Here is a 20,287-nt window from a genome sequence, read left to right as displayed (position 1 = left end):
TACGGCTTTTATTCAAACTGACGGAAAGCTGTTCGACTCGCCCCAGCGGTTCGAACTCTTCGCCGACATAGAAGGGAGCGGCTCTCGCAGCGTGAGGGGCACGCGCGTCACCACAGCCTTCCAGAAGGTGGGCTCGGCAATGACCTTCTTGTACGACTACGGTGACGAGTGGCGCTTCCGCGTTGAAGTTATTGGAACAGGGCAGGCGCAGCCCGATGCCAATTACCCTAGGATCGTCGGCAAGATCGGCAAGGCTCCACCGCAGTACCCGGACATCGACGACGAGTGACGACGCACCGTGCCGCATCGAGGGGGCAAGGGATGGGTAATTACGATCCGGATACCCCAAACCGCGAACGCAAGCGACTGCTTGCCCACATCATCGAGGATGTCACCCTCATCAAGTCATCAAGCTGCCGGCGGAAGGCACCACCAAGCTTCACGTGCGATTCAAGGGCGGCAAGATCCAGACGCTCACCACCATGAGCCCAAAATCTTCCGCGCAACAGGTCAAGACGCAGCCCGGCATTGTCGAACTGGTCGACAAACTCCTCGACGACCCCATCTATTCCGAGATCGCCGAAGTCCTCAACCAACAAGGATATCGCCCCGGCGAGGCCGCGCCGCGGTCGCCACGACGCGCGCTTCACGGTCTTGCGGGTGGTGGCCTATCTCGTTCACCAGTACAAGCTGCGCTCACGCTATGACCGCCTGCGAGAACGTGGAATGCTGACAAAACAGGAAGCGGCCGCGCGTCTCAATATCCACGAGCACACCGTCACCAGATGGGCCAAACACCGCCTCATCACCAGCCATGCCTACAACGGGCAGTATTGCCTGTACGAAATCCCCGATCCATATCTGCCGCAAGGAAAACTATCAGCTGAAGATCGTTGGCGTAGAGCGACATGCCGATCCCTCGTGCCAGATAATCTTGACCAACGAGCCGCAGTTCGTTTCATAATGCATCCCCTTGTCAGAGTCCGGGCAGTCGGACGACTTTATCGTATTGATATTGCTCGTAGAACTTCGGTCGACGAGCGACGATACCTTGCACCCCTATGCGCACCGCTTCTGAAGCGAGTGCTTCAACGGGGACCAGCCAGGGCGAACCGGGCAAAATCTGTTTCGCCGGCAGGATGCCCTTGAGAGCCAAGCTTTTCGCGGACCCGACGCAGATGCCAAGCCGTTCGGCGGCTTTCATCAGACTGATCATTTCGCCATCAGCCTTGGCTGGATCGTATCCGGGTACGCCGAGCCGCTCGCGCATTTCGCGCACGCGCACCGTCGTCCAGGTCTCGCCATCGCCGGTCTTGCAGCGCATCCGGTTGAGCGATACGGCAAGCTCGCGGTCCGGCCAGTGTCCGGCGAGTTTGCGCAGTGCTTCGACGGCGCTCGGCGCCATATCTGGACAACGGCCGGTCTTGACGCGGGCAACACGCACCTCGGTGTGACGCCCGCCGGTCCAATGGATCAGCAGCACGGCTTCGTTGGTCGCCTCATCGAGATCACATACGATCTCCTGAACCAGGATATGGATAAGGCGCTGCTTGGTCCGAGTGTCGGTTGAGGGTGCGTTCCATACCGCCGGTAGATCATGGGCAAGCTGAAGCAAACGGGCGCGATCGACCTTCGGGCGTGTCGCCGACAGAGCCGACAGCTCCGCGATCCGGCGCTCCAGTGTGGCCACGCGGTCCAACGCATCGTTCCAGCGAGCCTCGAGTTCGCGTGCGACATGGCGCTTGGCGGGGTCGACCAGTTCGTAACGACGCCCGGCCAGCGAGGCATCGTATCGGGCTGCTTCCAGCTCCCGCTCGACGGCGGCAACGATGTCCTTTCGCGAACGCTCGGCCTGCTCCGAAGCAAAGATCGCGGCTTCCACGGCACGATCGGAGACGGCTTCTAGGATCTGCAGGGCGACGGCGCGATCAATCCGCAGACCGCCAATGCCGATGCACAGGCCAGCGCCGACATGGGCATCATCGCCGCGGCACTGGTAGCGATGGGCGTTGCCGTTCGCCATGCCATAGAAGACGCGCATCATTCGTCCGCATCGCCCACAACGCATCAATCCCGTGAGCAGGGCGCGGCCTCCACGTGCAGATTTGCGCGCGCAGTTCTTCTTCATATGCGCGTTCTCGAGCAGGAGCTTCTGATTCTCCTCGTATTCCTGCCAGCTGATGTAACCAGGATGATTGTCACGCAACAACACATGCCATTCGTCGCGAGACTTCCTGAAGCCGCTGGCCTTACGGGCGCGCCCCTCGACAATCCGTGTCCGCTGCGCCGTTCTGCCGAATGCGTAGGCGCCGCCATAAAGCGGATTGTGAAGAATCTGCATGACACTATGGTAGGCGGGAGGCTTCCAGACGAGTTTGCAAACCTCGACATTGCGCCGGACCACGGGCATTTTAATGTCTGCCGATCGCAGCCATAAGAAGACCTGCCGCGCGCTGCCCAACTCGCGGAACTTCGCGAAGACCAGCCGGATGGTGTCGGCCACGTGCTCGTCAGGATCGATCTCGACCTTATCGGCCTCGCTCCAGCAGAAGCCTGGCGGAAGCATGAAGCGGAACTCCCCACGCTTGGCCTTGGAGTCACGGGCGGCGATGCCGCGCTGTCGCATCAGGCTCAGTTCGTATTCCGACATCGTTCCCTTCAGCCCAAGCAGCAGGCGGTCGTTGACGAGCCGCGGATCGTATGCGCCATCCGGATCGACGACCAGCGTGCCGGCCAGCGCGCACAAGTCAATCAGATGATGCCAGTCCCGTCCGTTACGCGCCAGTCGTGACGCCTCGATGCAATAGACCGCACCGACATCGCCGGAGCAGACCATGGCGACAAGCCGCTCAAAGCCGGGTCGCTGCATCAGGCCGGACCCCGAGCGGCCAAGATCGTCGTCGATCACCGTCACCGATGCAAAGCCGACCGCTTCTGCGGCTCCCGCCAGGTCATACTGCCGGCGCTGACTTTCCAGATTGCCCGTCACTTGCGACATGGTCGATTGACGAACGTAAACTACCGCCGAGCGGGCGAGGTGATCAGGCGTGATCTTCGGGTTCATCACCGCCTCCCTGATCCGCTTCGGCCGCCAGCGCTTCCAGCAGAAGGTCGGCCAATGTCTCGACCAGTCCCTTTGTGTTTTTGCCCACTGGCGGATGAGGAATTTGACGCTCCAGCTGCAGGATGAGCTGCGCGCGATTGTGATATCGGCTTCTTCGCACCGTCCCTCTCCTTCTTCCTTGAAGGGCGGGATTGTGCGCCTTGCTTGCGATTCGCGCCGAGCGCCGTCAGGACGATCGTCAACTCATTGAGACCCTCGATGCCGATTTCGGGTCGCCCGAGCGTCATGCCCGCGCAGTAGCCGGCGTCGAACATCCAATTCGGGAGTTCGCGGCAAAGGTCAGGGCGCTCCTCCGTGTAGATGCACGTCAACGCCTTCCCACGACGAAATGGCGAAACCTGCAACGTGCTCCCAAACAACGGATGCCAGCGATAGGCAACCGTCGCAAAGCGGAAACCGTATGCAGAATGTCGATAATTGCCCTGCGCGCCCACGAAACACGAACAAATCGGCGCCATGGGGATCGCGCTTTTCGCCGATCACATGCATAGATGCCCGACAACAGTGGACACGCGCCCAACCTATGCAAGCGCAAACAACGGTGCGTACGCCACTTCTATCCTTCTCAGCTGTTGGGAAATTGCGTTTGCACCAGCCGATGAAATCGAAGATCGCTCCTCCGATAGACACCGTGCTAGCTTAGCAAGGACCCGATCCGACCAACCAGCCTGCTGCAATCTTTCAGTTTCGAGCGGATAATCCAATTGGCGAAAGATCGCTGATAGTTTGAAGACCGACGGTTCGATGCTAACGACCGGGACACCCTCGCAAAGCGCCAAAATCGAAGCATGCAGGCGGCTGCTGATGACGGCATCGCATTTTCGGTATATGGACCGAAGCTGCTGATATCGAGGCTGGTGGTTGATAACCGTGGATTTATCGATCATTCGACTCAAGCGTCTGGCGAAAGCCAAATCGCGATGGATTGCGTTCGACACGAGAACGATGGGACGCCCGGTCTTATTCAGACCTTCTGCCAGACGCGCCCATTCATCCACGCCCTGCATAGCCCCCAAGCCATTAACGGCAAGCCCGATCGCCCCGCGGGGTATGGCGCTCGCAGCCTCCGGCACCGATGTCTGTGAGGCCAGAAATACCATATCCGGTGCCTCATGAATAATCGAATTGCGCACGCCAAGATCTATCGCAACTTCAACCGATTTTGCGTCGCGCACGCTCAAATAGCACAGGTTCTTGTATACGTGAGCAATCAAGGCACCGAGAGCATTGTTCCCGATCTCGAGGCTGTGGTTGATTGCGACAGTCTTCTTTCCGCTTAACTGAGCGATTCGAAGCAACAGAAGCAACCGCATGACTTGATGAGGATCGCCGGTTGGACAAATTTCCCCTGCGGGATTCCAAACGACTAAATCAGAAGTACAACAAGCTGTTACAGCGGTTACAGGTACTGATCTCTCGATTAGTCCCATGCCGGCCAATTTTCTGCGCAACGCCAGCTTACGCGTTACTCTTCGGAAGGGACCACGAAGCTCCTTTCCAGTCTCGTCAAGCTTGACCAAATTTAACTCAGCTTTCGCTGGCAAAAGCGCGTCCTCCCTGCGAAAGCGCAATGTCAGCGCGTGAGCTAGTGCGTCAAACTCCTTGATCGACCCTCCACCGATGCCCCTCAGATCAAATTGTTCGAAAAAGCGTGGGTAACGATCAATAGCTCGAACATCCGCAGCAGGAAAACGGGATATTGCGTACCGTATGAACTCTGTAGAGAGTCCCTCGTTGCCCGCATTTTGCGTATGAAGGCGCGTTATAAGAAGAATACGAGGTCTCATATTAGTCCCGATCACATAGAGTAACGAGCCAACCGGCGAAAAACAAACCTTAGCGACGGCAGCGTTCGAAGACGGAGTAAACCGCCCTTCCTGCTTTTCGTCCACTGGCCAAATATGAGCGTCTGTGCATCAGATCCTCGCTTGGCAAAAGCAGCACTCTACCGGACGAATCTCCTCTTTGTACCGAGCATGTTGGTCCCAGACGTCACATGCTGCTGCATAAGAGTGGAGTATAGCTCCATTTGCTGCAGGGCGACGCTCTCCATGCTGAACCGCGCGGCGATTGTCTGTACTGCGTGCTGCGCCATCTCATAGCGCTCGGCTTCCGATAGGCCGAGCGCGCGACGAAGAAGCCCGGAAAACTCGGCATGTGAGCGGGCCAGAAAGCCGCTGCGCTCATGCTCCACAATGTCGGACGCACCGCTGACATCGGTGATGATTGGGACCACGCCGTAGCTCATGGCCTCGAGCAGGGCGTTTGACATGCCTTCCGACGCCGAGGTGGAAAGATAGAAATCAGCCTCCCACAGAAAGGGAAACACATCTTCGACCGCCCCGGCGAATGTGACGTTGCCTGAAAGGGCCAACCGGGCCGCCTGTTCCTCGAGAGGGACGCGGCACTGGCCGTCGCCCAGGATAGTGAGTTGCGCCTTTGCCTCGGCGGGAAGTGCCGCGAACGCATCGATCATGTGCTCGAGGCATTTTTCCGGTTCGAGACGGCCAAGGCAGATAAAGCGCCTGCTGCCATTGGCGCTCGGCTCCCAGCGCGCCTTGCGGGGCAGATCGATCCCATTCGGAATCAAATGAATGCGATCTGCGTCGATGCCATGTCTCTTCAGATCACCAGCGATTTGGCGGCTATTGGCGATGAACGCCGTGACATGACGTTTAATCAGGGCGGACGCCAAGCGACCGATGATCCTCTTTTCGCGCACCACATCGAGATCGAAACACCGTCCGCCCCGGCCCAATTTTGCGAGAACCGGTTTGTGCAGGAGGGCTCCCGCCAAGGCAGCCGGAACGGCATGAAGTCGGGCATGGATGATATATACGACATCGAATTCGTCGCGACGGCGCAGCATCCAGACCACAACCTGCACACACCACGACAGGAACGACAGCATATGCCGCCCGCCTAAGTTCGGCGCCGCGCGCAAGCGAAGGCGCTGGATGGGCACCCCGTCGATGGCGGAGCGTTTTGGCGTCGAGTGCGACAACCTGGGTGCTATAATAGTTACGGAAACGCCCCTTTCAACCAGCACCCGGGCAAATCGCCGCGTCTGTTGTTCAGCGCCGCCACATGACTCAGGAAAATAAGTTGGGAGCACGAGCAGAATACGAGCTTCGGCTCGCGGGAACTTCATCGGATGCGCAGATGCAATTTCTGTTACAATCATATCAATCCGCCGGATAGCGTCCCTCGGGTCGATGGCGGCCACCAAGATTACAACCGGTCCCACGTGCAAAAAAGAGCGTGCACCGCTATCCAATCTGATAACCTATCGATCACTGTAAAACGCACAGGTCACAGCCGTTCATCGCGGAAGCGCAACATTTCGGACAGGACGCCTTGCTGACACTCCCTTGCTTGCCCAATGCTGGTGGAGAACTTTGCGGTAAATGGCATCGATCCGCTTGCCCATCAGCCTGGCGTCCCAGTTCGAAAGATCAGTCGCCGCGGCACCTTGGGCGAGGCCAGCCAGTCTTTCACGATCCTCAAGGAGGGCTGCAATGGCGTCGGCCATGGCTGCCAAATCGTGCGCGGGTGCAATCACACCGTTGATACCAGGGCGGAGCACTTCGCGAAGACCTGGCAGATCGCAAGCGACGCAAGGCTTGCCGCCGGCGAGATATTGCATGACCACGCGGGGGAGTCCCTCACGCATGGAACAGAGCAGGCAGAGATCCGCGAGCGCGATCAGCCGCTCCGGGTCGTCCCGATAGCCGGTAAAGACCACTTGGCGCCCCAGCCCTAGCCATTTGGCCCGCGATTCGACGACCGAGTGAAGCGGTCCGTCGCCCGCAAGCACAAGCATCGCGTCGGGTAAGCGGGTTTCGACTTTCCTGAAAACGTCCAGAAATTCCGTGTGTCGCTTCCGTGGCTCGAATGCAGCGATCATCAAGAGCACAGGCGGCCGCGGCGCGCCCGGTGCCAAGCGCAACAAATCGCGCCAATCATCGGGCGGACCGGCGTTGCGAAAACGATCGAGATCGAATCCGGAATGGATCACATAATGTTTGTCCGGACGTCCCACTCCTGCGCTTAAGCACAAATCACGGATGCCCTCGCTCACACTGATGAACGCACTGGTGAGTGGTGCTGCCAGCTTTTCCAAGACGAGATAGGCAAACCGCTCGACGACACCGACATTGACAAAAGGCACGATATGCACGCCATGAACGATCCCTGGAACGCCCGCCGCCCATGCCGCGAAACGCCCGAGAATGCCTGCTTTGCTGGTGTGCGTATGCACGATGTCGGCATTCAACGAGCGGAAGCGTCGGGTAAGCGACAACAATGCCCTCACGTCGCAAAGGGGCGAAATGGACCGGGTCAAGCTAGGGACACCAATGAGTTTCACCCGCGGGTCCACTCTAGCTATGATTTCCGGGTGGACCGTCTCGCCGTGAAGCAGGACAACATCATGTCCTCTTTGCGCGGCCCAATTGCAGGAATGGACAGTATTCTCATCAGCACCGCCATTGATGAGACGGGTAATGACATGAACGATCCGCAGTCGATGCCCCATGTCGATCTTGTTTTCCGGATCCCGTGCTTTCATATGGCCGCACCGATCGCGCTGAATCCATGGGATGGGTACGTTCCATGCCCAGCCGTGCATCGATGGGTGGCATGCCGCATCCTCAAGACCCCCGAATCCTGTTCTCTGCCCTTCTCCTTGTTGGGTCATGGCACGTGCAGTTCCATAAGGAGGGGGGTCATCCCAGTCGCTCAGATTGAGCCTGATTAATTTAAACGTCTCAGAGACATATCGCTGTTACCCCGGGCACAGCGGACTGCTTATTTTGCGGTATACTTCTATGCTAATGTCTCTGCTTAACGCGTTTGCGCGAAATCGGATTCGTTGAAAGAAAAAGAAGTAGTCAAGGCAACGCTTTAAGGAAGCGGTGCGCTTACCTTTTCCAGGGGACAGGAGCCAATGGCAGAGGTCGCTTGGCCTGCAGCTCGGGGAACTTTCGCGTGCCCCAAGTTGCTTATTGTCGATGTGCGCCGGCATCGATCAAGAGATTCGTGGCTTTGATATGAAGACATTGATCCTTCCCTGGTCGGCGGGTCCTACGGAGTCTGACCCGAGGAGCATTCTGGCTTGGTTAGCCATAGCCGGCCAGTTGGCCCTCTTCATCACACTCGTCTATCTCCTCAGGCTTGAGACTACTGCGCTTGTCCGCGTCCTGCTCGTCGCTCTCGCCGGCTGGTGCGTGCACTACTTCCTGCCACAGCGTTACCGGCTGCAGTTTTTCGTGCTGCTCTCGTTCGCGGGTATCGCCGCAGTCTTTGGTAACTTTGGGCCCAACCATCATCATTGGAGATTTGAAGGCCTCATCGATGCTGCCTGGATCGTCGTCATTGGGCTCGTATTGATCGAAATTGCTCGCCTGCCGATCGCTTTTGGATGGAGAGTGCTGGTGCTGGTTGGCGCCGGCTGCGGGCTCGCCGCCGCACGGATCGATTGGATAGCTACCCCATGGACGCACGCAATCTGGCCCGTGCTCGCTTCCATGTTCATGTTCCGTCTAATCGTCTATGTATACGAAATGCGGCGAGAACAGAGAATGTCGACGCTGTCGGAACGGCTCGCGTATTTCTTTATGTTGCCGAATGTATGCTTCCCGCTCTTTCCAGTCGTAGATTTTAGGACTTTCCGTAGCAGCTACTACAATGCTGACCAGCACTATATATATCAAACGGGTATTCAGTTGCTGTTTCGCGGCGCTATCCATTTGATATGCTACCGCATCGTATATCAGCGATTTGTGATCGATGCAGCGGATGTACAGAATCAGGTTGAACTTGTGCAGTTCATGATCTGGCCGTTTTTGCTTTATATGAAGATTTCAGGAACATTTCACGTAATCAGCGGGATTCTTCATTTATTTGGATTCAATCTTCCAGAAACCCACAATCTCTATTTCCTCTCCTCGAGCTTTACAGACTTCTGGCGTCGAATAAATATATATTGGAAAGACTTTATAATGAAAATTGTATACTATCCCGTTTATTTTCGTTTTCGACGCTGGGGAGAGAGCGTGGCGCTCGTCAGCGCGACACTCCTGGCGTTCCTCGCGACTTGGCTGCTGCACAATTATCAGTGGTTTTGGTTGCGTGGCACCTGGGTATTCACCTGGAACGACTTCCTCTTCTGGATGATCCTGGCCGTGCTCGTGACAATCAACGCCCTCTATGAAATGCGGCACGGTCGCACGCGGCGCCTGCGTGGCGGGGCACTCAGCTGGAACGGTTCGCTGCAAACTGCGGGCCGGACCATCGGCGTGTTCGTCGTTATCTCGCTCCTTTGGTCGTTTTGGAGCGCGAGCTCGGTCCCGCTATGGTTCTCGGTCTTCGACACCGTGGGCGTCGAAGGTCCCGGCAAAATGACGCCCGTCCTCGTGCTGGTCACGGTGGTAGCTATAATTGGCATTCCTGCCCTTGCGCTCGCGCGTGGCGCCGCCGACCGCCAGTACAGTTTCTGGCGGTCGGTTGCGTCGGTCGGTGTCTGCGGGTTTATCGCGGTTTGCACCTCGCTCCTGGGGGTTCGCGGTGGCCTGGGCGAGACAGTCAGTACCGCAATGGCCGACATTAGAATGCCGAACCTCAACACTCGCGACAGGGCGAACCTGGAGCGCGGCTACTACGAGAACCTCGTCAATGTCGGCGCATTTAACCCAGAACTGTGGATTGTCTATGGCCAACGACGACTTGACGGATGGGAGAATTTAGACAAAACGCCGCTGAGTGAGTTCACAGGTGCGCTTCCCACGACCTATCTGCGTCCACTCTCCCAAGCAGACTTTAAGGGAACCCGGGTCCACATCAACCGCTGGGGCATGCGAGATCAGGATTACGAAAAGCTCGCTCCTCCCGGCACCCTACGAATTGCAGTCGTCGGCTCTTCGCACGTCTTCGGCGAGGGTGTCGCGGATGACGAGAATTTCGAGGGCCTGTTGGAGCGGCGGTTGAATGAGCAGGCGGCCGACAGCGGGTATCAACACTACGAGGTGCTGAACTTTGCCGTTGGGGGTTATGCTAGTCTGGACATGCTGGCCATCATCGAGGATCGGGTGCTTGCATTCAAACCACAGTACATCTTTTACTTTGAGCACAGCGCGCTTAATCCGCGAATGCTAAAGCAGCTCGTGAAAGCAATCCAGAATGGCTCCGCATATCGCTACGACTTCGTGCGCGACATTATACGCCAGGGCGCGATAGATCACAGGGCCGATCGTGAGGTGATTAGACGAAAGCTCACGCCCTACGGAGAGACACTTTTGCGTGCGATCTATTCTCGAATCGTGGAAACTGCGAAGCGTGAAGGTGTGGGGGTCTTTTGGATCTATCTTCCCAGACTAGACGAGAGGACCAATCCTGACCTGGAGAGGCGCCTCGCTGCCGAGGCCGGATTCAACGTTCTCGATCTTTCCGGCGTGTATGACGGGTACGACTGGCGGACCCTTCAAGTAGCGCCTTGGGATGATCACCCAAACGCCGCTGGCCATCGGCTTATCGCCGACAAGCTTTACGAGGTGCTGCAGCAACGCCGGGATCTAATTCCCCTGAACCTTGCGGTTGCTCCACAAAAGGAGGAAAAATGGATGCGATCCAGATTAGGACAATGGCAAAGGACTTCATATTGAAGGAGTTCCTGCCCGGTGAAAGGCCGGAGAATCTGACGGATTCAACGGAGCTGATAGATGGCGGCATTCTCGACTCGCTGGCGACGCTTAGGCTCGTTGCCTACCTAGAAAAGTCCTGCGGTATCGAAATCGCCCCCGACGAACTCGTGCCAGAGAACCTGAACTCCATCGCCCATATTGCCCATTTCGTCCAATCGAAGCAGGCGTTTACATAGAGCCCGTCATGACGGTCGCTACCTTACACGAATATCTGGAACAGAGCGCGATGCGGCATAGCGGTGCGTGCGCAGCCGTCGAGGCGAGTTCCGGGCGGCAGATCACTTACGGCGAACTCGACACGCTGTCGAGCCGAGTGCGCGCCTATCTCCGTCGGATAGGCGTCCGTCCGGGGGATCGCGTCGGCATTTGCCTTCCAAAGTCGATCGCTTCGCTCGCTGTTTTATTCGGTATCTTGAAGGTCGGCGCGGCCTATGTGCCTGTCGACTCTCTGGCGCCGCCTGCGCGTAATGCGTTCATATTCACCGACTGCGGCGTGCGCGCGATTTTCGTGGAGGCGTTCCGAGCCGAAGCTTTGCGCTGCGAGTTAGCGCGCTTAGATGCGGAACCTCGGCTCTTGCCGCTCGACGGGTCCGACAGTTCCTCGCCGCTCTCGACGTACCTGGCTCGCATGGAAGCCGAGGGCGGTTTGGCGGTGGAGGACGAATCGGCGCGGCCGGGGCCGGAGAACCTGGCTTACGTGCTCTACACTTCGGGCTCGACCGGCCAGCCGAAAGGTGTGATGCTGACGCATCGTAATGGCTCGAGCTTCGTGGACTGGTGCTCCGAGATCCTCGCCCCTGACGAGACTGACCGCTTCTCCTCTCATGCGCCCTTCCACTTCGACCTGTCCCTCCTCGACATCTACGTACCGCTGAAGCACGGCGCGACCGTATTCCTGATCGGTGAAGAGCTCGGCAAGAACCCGGCCCGAATGGCCTCGGTTATCGCGGAGCAGCGGTTGACCGTCTGGTATTCCACGCCCTCCGTACTGACGCTTCTAGTCGAGCACGGCGGCCTTAATGCTCGCGACGACTACGCTCTTCGGTTCATTCTATTTGCCGGCGAGGTTTTTCCGGTCAAGCATCTGCGCAGGCTGAAGGCTCTGATTCCGCGCCCCCGCTACCTGAATCTTTATGGCCCAACCGAAACCAACGTCTGTACCTATTACGAAATCCCGCAGACGATCGTCGAAGACCGCACAGCACCATTTCCGATCGGGCGCTCTTGCTCGCATGTTAAGGCACGCGTGATTGATGCGAAGGGCCGCGACGTGCCGCGAGGCCAGGAAGGCGAGCTCGCAATCAGCGGCGCGCCCGTGATGCTGGGCTATTGGAACCTGCCTGAGCGAACAAGCGGCGCTTTTCACGTCGATTCAACCGGCCGCTGGTACCGGACCGGCGATATCGTGGTCGAAGGCGATAATGGCGTCTACATCTTCCGCGGTCGACGCGACCGGATGGTCAAGAGGCGGGGATATCGGATCGAACTTGGCGAGATCGAGACGGCACTCTATCGCCATCCAGCGATCTCCGAGGTGGCGGCGATCGCTCGCTCGGAGGAGTCGGGCGTTTCGATTAAAGTGTTCTATGCCTCGCGCAACGGTGCTGCGCTGTCACTCATCGACCTGAAGCGGTTCTGCGCTCACAATTTGCCGGCCTACATGGCCCCGGACTGGTTCTCGCATCAGCCATTACTTCCGAAGACATCGACGGATAAGATCGACTACCAGCATCTAATAAGGATGGAGTGATGGATTTCGCGCTGAACGAGGAGCAGCGTATCCTGCGCGGCGAGATCCTTCGCTTCGCGCAAGGTAAGCTCAACAAGGATCTCAGGCAGCGCGACCGAGAACAGATATTCCAGCGCGAGTTGTGGCAGGCCTGCGCGCAAATGGGCCTGACCGGCCTGCCAGTCCCCGAAGCCTATGGCGGATCCGGTCTCGATTCCCTGTCCACGGCCATTGCAATCGACGCGCTCGGCTACGGCTGCGAGGATTCCGGCTTGGTGTTCTCGATCTGCGCCCACCTTTTGGCCGGCGTTGTGCCGATTTGGAAGTTCGGCACTGAAGAGCAGAAGAATCGATATCTTCCGGGGCTCTGTGATGGCACTTTGATCGCAGCCAATGCGATGAGCGAACCGGAATCGGGCTCCGATGCATTTGCGATGAAAACCAGGGCGGAGCCCCATGGCGACGGCTTTATAGTCAACGGGACGAAGACCTTCGTGAGCAACGGGCCGGTGGCGGATGTAGCCGTCGTCTTTGCTATCACTGACTTCGCACGGGGTCATTTCGGCGGGATCACGAGCTTCCTGATGGACTGCACGCTGCCGGGCTATCGGGTCGCGCAAAAGTTCGAAAAAATGGGGCTGCGGACGTCTCCGATCGGGGAGCTTGTCTTCGAGAATGTGCTCGTTTCGAAAGACGCCGTTCTCGGCGGAGTGGGCGGCGGCTCGAGGCTATTCGCCCATAGCATGGACTGGGAGCGGGCGTGCCTATTCGCCGGCCATGTAGGTACGATGGAGCGGCTTCTGGAAAAGGCAGTGGCCTATGCGCGCACCAGACATCAGTCCGGCCGAGCCATTTCCAAGCACCAGGCGGTCGCCCATAAAATTGCCGACATGAAGATGCAGGTGGAGGCGGCCCGACTCCTCGCCTACAAGGCGGCGTGGGGCCTTGAGCGCTCCGAGTCCGTATCCCTCGATGCCGCCGTTTCGAAGCTCTTTGTGAGCGAATCGCTAGTTCGCACTACGCTCGATGTCGTCCAGGTCTTCGGCGGCTACGGCTTCTTGAGCGAATTCGATGTCGAACGTGCCGTGCGCGATGCCATTGGCAGCAAGCTCTATTCCGGAACTTCGGAGATACAGCGCAACATCATTGCTGGCTGGCTGGGGCTTTGATGACCGCTGTGGTCAGAGGACCTATCCGGTGATGGGCGACGTGAGCTGTCGCGGGCCCTGCCGTAAGCTCGCGAAAAAGGGCGCTCGACTTTGCTGAGGCAACCGGAACGGCGGCGCGGTGGCTCGACCTGAACGGCTAAGCTTAAGCTAGAGCTTCGCGTGTGGGGCCGGCACCTCAGGAATGGGTCTACAGTCTGTTGCCGATTGATCGCCGTTACTGCGAGCACTTGTTCGCGGATTGCCGATTATGGTCTTGGCACCCTTTGATTGCTTGCGGCACAGAAGCTTGTGGATGCGGCTTTTGTATATACATTCTGCATACGTCCCAGCGCCGGCCGCCAATGCGGCACATGTCGCAAAGATGTCTCATGCATTTCGCGTTGCCGGTGCGGAGGTCCTGCTAGCGAATTCGCGCGCGATCTTTTCATAATGATCCCGTGTATTCATAGAGGCGCGAGGAAGCGGATTGAACACCGAGTTCGGCTACTGTAGCGCTTGTTTCCGCCGGAATTTTCCGGTTCACGATTTTGAGCTTCACCATCCGATTGGCGGTTTGAGCAGCCGTCAGCGTCGGCGCCTTGCCAAACTGATAGGGTTGGAGGCATTCAGTATGCTGGTCACCCACGTCGCAACGTCTGCCGGACGACAGCATCTGTCTTTTTCCTCAACATGCCGGAAAATTTTTCATCGCGCCCAATGGCGCGGACCCGGTTCCACCGAACGTGGAGACATGCAGCCTGCCTGCCACGTTTAAGATCGGTTATGTCGGGATGAGATCATAAGCGCTATTGCGCCTCGATGCGGCTGGGCGACATTTCATATCGTCGGGGGAACACCCAGCGATTTAGCGTATTGGACATCGAAGCTGGCCCAATGCCCGAACACAGTGTTCCATGGCTACGTCCCCACCGCGACATGTGCCTACTTGGCTGAAATGGACGTTGTACTCGCGCCGTATCTCAGAAATGTACAAGGCCAGGGTGGCGGTCGAGGCTGAGGGAATGTCGCTGCTCAAGCTCTTCGAATATATGGCGCACGGCAAACCCATAGTATCCTCCGACCTGCCGGCTATCCGTGAAGTCTTGAGGGATAGCGTCAACAGCGTTCTGGTGTCGCCGGACAATCCGTCTGACTGGGTCAAGGCCCATCAGCGGCTGCATGAAAACGAGGTGTTTCGGGATCAGATTGGCCTACAGGGGAGGCGGACTTTCTGGCCAAGTATAGCCGCATCGCACGCGCAACCAACATCTTAAAGGAAATCGAGAACCGGATGTCGTCGAGCCGAAGCTTATAGGCTGCACAGTTTTTCTTATTGAAGGCGGCCGCGCCGTCAGCAGGTTTTCCTAATCCACTTCCCGCGCCAGAAGAAATCATGCGCTCATAAAGATCCGGCGACTGAACCGGCACGACCCGAATTTTGGGGCTCTATATACTCACTGGCGCGGGATCGCTCGAGCATCAAAATCAAAACTATCAGTTCAATCCCGGACGATGGATCGCCTGTCCATGCCGCTTCTGAGAGTCCGTTTTGAAATTCAGGGATGAGCGTTTCGGCGGATGAGATTGCCGCCCATTGCGGCAAGGATCATGGCTTGCGAGACATCGATGCGCTGCTCGTAGTCGCGCACGAGGCGGCGCCATCTTGTCATCCAGCCGAAGGTCCGCTCGACGACCCGGCGGCGGGGCAGGATCTGGAAGCCCTTCTGGTCGTCGGATCGACGAATGATCTCGACCACGAAGTCGAGATAGGCGGCTTTGTCCATGAGCTTCAGCCTGTCATAGGCGCCGTCGGCGAATAGATGCTTCACCCAGGGCCAACGCTTGCGGATACCATCCAGGATCGCCTGAGCACCGGCACTGTCGGAGATATCGGCGGTGGTGAGATTGACCATCAACAGGCGCCCATCCGACGGCAATGTGTCGCTTGCGGCCGACAATCTTCTTGCCGGCGTCGTAGCCCTTGTTTCAGCTTGCGGAGCTTTGACCGACTGGCTGTCGATCACGCCAGCCCTGGCCTCGCGCCCGGCTCGCTCGCGATCCAGCTTCAGCGCCACATTGGGTGGTCTAGTCTATAGTCTAGAGCAGAAACCGCCGCGCCAGCTCGCGAAACCAGCCGTAGACCGTCTGCCAGGGCCCGAAATGGATCGGCAGCATTCGCCAACCGCAACCGGAGCGGACCAGGTAGCGCACGCATTGATCACCTCGCGAAAATCAACCTCGCGCGGACGGCCGCGACGCCCAGGCTTGGGCATCAGCGGCGCGAACTGCTCCCACTCCTCGTCCATCAAATCAGACGGGTAGCGCTTGGTCTTCTTGGCGATCGGGCTATCCGGCCACGACTCTGCTCTGATCGCATCTAAAGCTTGAATCACAACCAAGCTCAGATGGAACCCATAGTCAGCCGATTTTCAAAACGGTCTCTGCGAAGCCCGAACCCGGTGGATCGCTCGCTGACCGTCTCGACCTGTCGGCGTTCGCCGCACGCCAATCCCAAGGTTGATCGAACCGGCCCTGCCAAATGCCGCGGTGAGCCGCCTTGGCGTTGCCTTGCTCGGCGGCAAATGTCCCATTCGAATACCGTGCCCAGTCCAATGCGAGGCCTTGTGTATTTCGGCGTGGAATAATTGCGGGCCGATTGAGAGACAGGGCGAGTCTGGGCGCAGCGCCGTCTCCCCAATACGAGGTATGACGTCGCATGCGAGGCATCGAAAGAGGTAATTGCCTCCGAAATCGCCTCCGGTCAGACTGGCTGATTGTCGCGAGCGCGAGAGCCAGGCTGATGCTGAACAACCTCCAGGTGCTCCGGGCTGTCGCCGCCTATGCGGTGGTTTTGTACCATGCCCAGCCGTTCATCAAGCGCCTGCACCCGCTTCCCTATCATTCACATCTGGGGGCTGCCGGTGTCGATATATTCTTCGTCATATCTGGCTTCATCATGGTTTATGCGAGCGACAGAAGCCACTGTGGCCCCGCCGCGTTCTGGCGTGACCGACTCATCCGGATATTGCCGCTATACTGGATCATCACTGTCGCGATGATAGCCGTCCACTCTGTCGGCTTCAGTCCGTCGGGACTGCACAATTGGGACGGCTCGGACCTGCTGACATCCCTGTTCTTACTGCCAAATATACGACTCGACGGCGTTTCGGAGCCCATACTCAGTCCGGCATGGACGCTGATCTACGAGGCCTTTTTCTATTTCTTCTTCGGCCTTTTCCTGCTTTCGGGGCGAATTAGTCGGGCAACTACCATTTTGTCGGTGGTCTTTCTGTCGTTTTGGTTCATGGGCGTAGTATTCAAGCCACAACCTTTTGCGATCAAGTACTATACGAATGCCATCCTACTTGAGTTCGGGCTCGGCTGTTTGCTGGGACTCTTATATCTGAAGTCACAGGCACTCGACCTGCCCCACGGAGCAACACTGAGTGTCCTCGCGATTGGGCTAGCCATTGCTGTGCTGATTGCCCAGGACTGGTACTTGGGCGTCGAGGTTACGCGCACCGGGGAAATCAGGCTCATGCGGCTTGGCCTACCAGCGACGGTCATCGTCGCCGGAGCGTTGATACTTGAGCGTTCAAACCATCGGGCGTCGCATCGAGGCGCTCTCCTGCTGGGGTCTGCGAGCTACGCGACCTACCTAATCCATCCGCTGATTCTGCACGCCGTCTACTTTCTTTCGGCAAAAGTGCTTCCAGCTGGTTCCATTTTCTCAGCCACTGTTTATTTGTTCGCCGCATTTGCCGCTGTCTGTCTCTTCAGCGTTGGCCTGCATTTGTGGGTAGAGGCACCGCTCACCCGCTCTCTCAAGCAGCTGTCCCGCAGCCAGTCAGACAGGACAGGTATTCCAATGCCCAAAGGTGCGAGCGCTCGGTAGGACCTGTCAAGTCTTCCCGGCGATGCTACAAGACCGCCGTGCCGGTGCGGTCGGTCTCGCGCGTCATGCCAAGTGCAGCGCGGCATCGACCTGTTCCGCGTCCTCAGAGACGGTCAGACTGTCCTGAACGTGCTTCGGCGTGTGGGCGTAGCCTTTGGTTGTCTGGAGCGAGGTGTGCCCCATCCATTCACCGTGACTGCCCCTCCCAGCGGCGTCTAGAATGCGCAGTTAATGTGAGAGGCCGCTCTATGGCCTGCTACCGGTTCCATGGACACAGAGTTAAGAGTCCGTTTTGAAATTCAGGGATGAGCGTTTCGGCGGATGAGATTGCCGCCCATTGCGACAAGGATCATGGCTTGCGAGACATCGATGCGCTGCTCGTAGTCGCGCACGAGGCGGCGCCATCTTGTCATCCAGCCGAAGGTCCGCTCGACGACCCAGCGGCGGGGCAGGATCTGGAAGCCCTTCTGGTCGTCGGATCGACGAATGATCTCGACCACGAAGTCGAGATAGGCGGCTTTGTCCATGAGCTTCAGCCTGTCATAGGCGCCGTCGGCGAATAGATGCTTCACCCAGGGCCAACGCTTGCGGATACCATCCAGGATCGCCTGAGCACCGGCACTGTCGGAGATATCGGCGGCGGTGAGATTGACCATCAACAGGCGCCCATCCGTATCGACGGCAATGTGTCGCTTGCGGCCGACAATCTTCTTGCCGGCGCGCTACCCGTCTGATTTGATGGGCGAGGAGTGGGAGCAGTTCGCGCCGCTGATACCCAAGCCTGGGCGTCGCGGCCGTCCGTGCGAGTGATTTTCGCGAGGTGATCAATGCGTGCGCTACCTGGTCCGCTCCGGTTGCGGTTGGCGAATGCTGCCGATCCATTTCGGGCCCTGGCAGACGGTCTACGGCTGGTTTCGCGAGCTGGCGCGGCGGTTTCTGCTCTAGACTATAGACTAGACCACCCACGATGTGGCGCTGATGCTGGATCGCGAGCGAGCCGGGCGCGAGGCCAGGGCTGGCGTGATCGACAGCCAGTCGGTCAAAGCTCCGCAAGCTGAAACAAGGGCTACGACGCTTGGTCTTCTTGGCGATCTGGGCTATCCGGCCACGACTCTGCTCCGTCCGCATCTAAAGCTTGAATCATAACCCAGCCTCAGACGGAACCCATAGTCAGCCGATTTTCAAAACGGTCTCTGCGAAGCTGCTATACATCAATAGACATTACGATCCGAAAGCACCAGTACAGCGGTTGTCCAAATTATCTTAAGATCGAGCTGCACGCTCCAGGACTGTATGTACCAGAGGTCATGCTCTACGCGTTTTTCCATCCTCCACAGCTCCTTCGTTTCCCCTCGAAAGCCATTGATCTGAGCCCAGCCTGTCAAACCGGGTTTTACACGATGGCGATAAGCATAGCTCGCAATAACCGCACTATACGTATCGTCATGAGCGACGGCGTGGGGTCGTGGCCCCACGAGGGACATCTCCCCCCGAAGCACATTGAATAACTGCGGCAGCTCGTCGATATTTGACTGGCGCAATATTCGGCCAAGTCGGGTAACCCGCGCATCATTACGCTGAGCCTGGCGAATTTCCGCACCGTTCTCCTGCACGGTCATTGATCGGAACTTGTAAATATTGAATGGCTTACCACAAAAACCCCGCCGCGTCTGCCGGAACAGCACTGGGCGACCGCTCTCGAGCGCGATGGCACACGCGACTACGGCCATCAACGGAAACAGGAACAGCAGTAGCAGTGATGCAAAGGCAATGTCGAATAACCGCTTCAGCAGGCGTTCGGCAGGCCTCAAAGGCGCGCGCTGGACTTCAAAGGCTCGCTGCCAGCCGGTGTGCAATGGGCATCCGGCCAGAATCTTGTCTATGTAGGCATCGGCGAAAAGATAGATCGGCAGCGGGAGGCGGGACATTTCGTCCAGGATGCCTGCGATCAACTTCCGCTGATCCCAAGAGCAAAAGAGATAAACTGCCCCATACGGGTCACTACGGAACGCAGCCTGCGCAGCTGCGACGGCGGCTTGCACCGATCGTGCTGCGATCGTGCCATCATGGTTCTCGATGTTCGAAACACCGCAAACCGCGATGCCCTGTTGCCCGAGCTTGCCGATTATCCCCTTTTCCATTCCAGGAACGCCAGCGTAAAACAGATAAACTGTGCGCAGGACGAGCTTCTCGGCGGCCAGAAGCCGTTTCAGCACACGCGCTAGAACTGCGTGGCTAGGCAGCAGGGTTGGGAATCCGACCGCAAACGCCAGCGTCAAGGAACCGCGGGAGAACGTCGACGTCGTCTTCGTGAGAAAGGCGAGCCAGAGAATTGAAAAGAAAACGAATAACCACCCGGTGAAGAGTGTTTTGATCACGCGGTGATCGTCCAGGATGCCACTGATCGTGTAGGCGCCTCTGGCCCCCATGAATGCGACAAGCAATAGGCCGGCGGTAAGACTTAGATAAATCGTCTCCCAAATATCTGGCCGGCTCACGCCGACGTACCTATGATAGACGTCATTTGACGCAAGAAGTATCGTCTCTCCGAGGAGGAAATCAGCAGTTGCAAGAAACACGCAAACTGCTCCCACAGGAAGCCGTAGCGGTTCTACGCTCCGCTTCAAGAACGCACGCGACGCCTGGGTTGGTGCATGCCGCATGGAGACAAGCCCCCGAATCCTGTTGTAT

General features: G+C 58.0%; 17 protein-coding genes and 2 pseudogenes. 9 read left to right on the top strand and 10 right to left on the bottom strand.

What is annotated here, in order from left to right; all coding sequences use genetic code 11:
• The first annotated feature begins 91 nt into the window (after positions 1–91).
• Together NKI08_RS21200 and NKI08_RS21195 are read left to right on the top strand one after the other, a co-directional pair.
• Positions 92–289, top strand: a complete 198-nt coding sequence (locus NKI08_RS21200; RefSeq protein WP_352771957.1) for an IS1096 element passenger TnpR family protein — start codon at positions 92–94, stop codon at positions 287–289.
• Between the two features lie 154 nt (positions 290–443).
• Positions 444–707: a hypothetical protein gene (locus NKI08_RS21195; protein WP_352771955.1), complete on the top strand. Its 264-nt coding sequence runs from the start codon at positions 444–446 to the stop codon at positions 705–707.
• Positions 708–976: 269 nt separating this feature from the next.
• On the opposite strand, the gene NKI08_RS21190 is transcribed toward NKI08_RS21195, so the two are convergent.
• From NKI08_RS21190 to NKI08_RS21170, 5 genes are all read right to left on the bottom strand, one after another.
• Entirely contained in the window at positions 977–3,064 is a 2,088-nt protein-coding gene (locus NKI08_RS21190) for a recombinase family protein (protein ID WP_352771953.1), read from the bottom strand.
• On the bottom strand, positions 3,042–3,224 hold the full coding sequence (locus NKI08_RS21185) for a hypothetical protein (RefSeq protein WP_031203903.1): 183 nt from the start codon (positions 3,222–3,224) through the stop codon (positions 3,042–3,044). The genes NKI08_RS21190 and NKI08_RS21185 overlap by 23 nt, the downstream gene beginning before the upstream one ends.
• A gap of 421 nt (positions 3,225–3,645) precedes the next feature.
• Complete coding sequence (locus NKI08_RS21180) at positions 3,646–5,016, bottom strand: polysaccharide pyruvyl transferase family protein (RefSeq protein ID WP_352771951.1); 1,371 nt, start codon at positions 5,014–5,016, stop codon at positions 3,646–3,648.
• A gap of 53 nt (positions 5,017–5,069) precedes the next feature.
• The gene (locus NKI08_RS21175; RefSeq protein ID WP_352771950.1) at positions 5,070–6,350 is read right to left on the bottom strand and encodes a glycosyltransferase; all 1,281 of its coding nucleotides are present in this window, start codon (positions 6,348–6,350) and stop codon (positions 5,070–5,072) included.
• Between the two features lie 96 nt (positions 6,351–6,446).
• Positions 6,447–7,694, bottom strand: coding sequence for a glycosyltransferase (locus NKI08_RS21170; RefSeq protein ID WP_352771948.1), 1,248 nt, complete (start codon positions 7,692–7,694; stop codon positions 6,447–6,449).
• A 442-nt stretch (positions 7,695–8,136) separates the two neighbouring features.
• Between NKI08_RS21170 and NKI08_RS21165 the strand changes: the two genes are divergently transcribed.
• The 4 genes from NKI08_RS21165 to NKI08_RS21150 are packed head-to-tail and all read left to right on the top strand — an operon-like array spanning position 8,137 to position 13,722.
• Positions 8,137–10,785: an SGNH/GDSL hydrolase family protein gene (locus NKI08_RS21165; RefSeq protein ID WP_352771946.1), complete on the top strand. Its 2,649-nt coding sequence runs from the start codon at positions 8,137–8,139 to the stop codon at positions 10,783–10,785.
• Positions 10,740–11,000 carry an acyl carrier protein gene (locus tag NKI08_RS21160; protein WP_352771945.1) on the top strand — a complete coding sequence of 87 codons (261 nt, stop codon included), beginning with the start codon at positions 10,740–10,742 and terminating at the stop codon, positions 10,998–11,000. Before NKI08_RS21165 ends, NKI08_RS21160 begins: the two co-directional genes overlap by 46 nt.
• Before the next feature lie 8 nt (positions 11,001–11,008).
• Positions 11,009–12,574 (top strand): amino acid adenylation domain-containing protein, encoded by a 1,566-nt coding sequence (locus tag NKI08_RS21155; protein WP_352771943.1) that lies wholly within the window; start codon positions 11,009–11,011, stop codon positions 12,572–12,574.
• Positions 12,574–13,722: an acyl-CoA dehydrogenase family protein gene (locus tag NKI08_RS21150; RefSeq protein WP_352771941.1), complete on the top strand. Its 1,149-nt coding sequence runs from the start codon at positions 12,574–12,576 to the stop codon at positions 13,720–13,722. Before NKI08_RS21155 ends, NKI08_RS21150 begins: the two co-directional genes overlap by 1 nt.
• A 424-nt stretch (positions 13,723–14,146) precedes the next feature.
• Here NKI08_RS21150 and NKI08_RS21145 read toward each other — a convergent pair whose 3' ends face one another.
• Entirely contained in the window at positions 14,147–14,374 is a 228-nt protein-coding gene (locus tag NKI08_RS21145) for a hypothetical protein (RefSeq protein WP_352771939.1), read from the bottom strand.
• A gap of 241 nt (positions 14,375–14,615) precedes the next feature.
• Between NKI08_RS21145 and NKI08_RS21140 the strand changes: the two genes are divergently transcribed.
• On the top strand, positions 14,616–14,975 hold the full coding sequence (locus tag NKI08_RS21140; RefSeq protein WP_352771937.1) for a glycosyltransferase: 360 nt from the start codon (positions 14,616–14,618) through the stop codon (positions 14,973–14,975).
• A 282-nt stretch (positions 14,976–15,257) separates the two neighbouring features.
• Here NKI08_RS21140 and NKI08_RS21135 read toward each other — a convergent pair whose 3' ends face one another.
• Both NKI08_RS21135 and NKI08_RS21130 read right to left on the bottom strand, forming a co-directional pair.
• Entirely contained in the window at positions 15,258–15,776 is a 519-nt protein-coding gene (locus tag NKI08_RS21135; RefSeq protein WP_352771935.1) for a transposase, read from the bottom strand.
• A gap of 22 nt (positions 15,777–15,798) precedes the next feature.
• A complete protein-coding gene (locus NKI08_RS21130; RefSeq protein ID WP_352771933.1) occupies positions 15,799–15,912 on the bottom strand; it encodes a transposase in 114 nt (37 codons plus the stop codon).
• 589 nt (positions 15,913–16,501) lie between these two features.
• Between NKI08_RS21130 and NKI08_RS21125 the strand changes: the two genes are divergently transcribed.
• Positions 16,502–17,596 carry an acyltransferase family protein gene (locus NKI08_RS21125; protein ID WP_352771931.1) on the top strand — a complete coding sequence of 365 codons (1,095 nt, stop codon included), beginning with the start codon at positions 16,502–16,504 and terminating at the stop codon, positions 17,594–17,596.
• Positions 17,597–17,895: 299 nt separating this feature from the next.
• Here the strand turns inward: NKI08_RS21125 and NKI08_RS21120 are convergent.
• A pseudogene (locus NKI08_RS21120) lies at positions 17,896–18,315 on the bottom strand (IS5 family transposase); the annotation flags it as partial.
• Here NKI08_RS21120 and NKI08_RS21115 point away from each other — a divergent pair.
• A pseudogene (locus tag NKI08_RS21115) lies at positions 18,281–18,676 on the top strand (transposase); the annotation flags it as partial. The pseudogenes NKI08_RS21120 and NKI08_RS21115 overlap by 35 nt on opposite strands.
• A 131-nt stretch (positions 18,677–18,807) precedes the next feature.
• On the opposite strand, the gene NKI08_RS21110 reads toward NKI08_RS21115, so the two are convergent.
• Positions 18,808–20,175, bottom strand: a complete 1,368-nt coding sequence (locus NKI08_RS21110) for an exopolysaccharide biosynthesis polyprenyl glycosylphosphotransferase (protein ID WP_352771929.1) — start codon at positions 20,173–20,175, stop codon at positions 18,808–18,810.
• Positions 20,176–20,287 lie beyond the last annotated feature (112 nt).

This window comes from Mesorhizobium sp. M0768 (assembly GCF_040320195.1).
Classification (GTDB): Bacteria; Pseudomonadota; Alphaproteobacteria; order Rhizobiales; family Rhizobiaceae; genus Mesorhizobium.
Note: the sequence above shows the minus strand (reverse complement) of the source record. Positions and strands in the feature narration are given on the sequence as shown.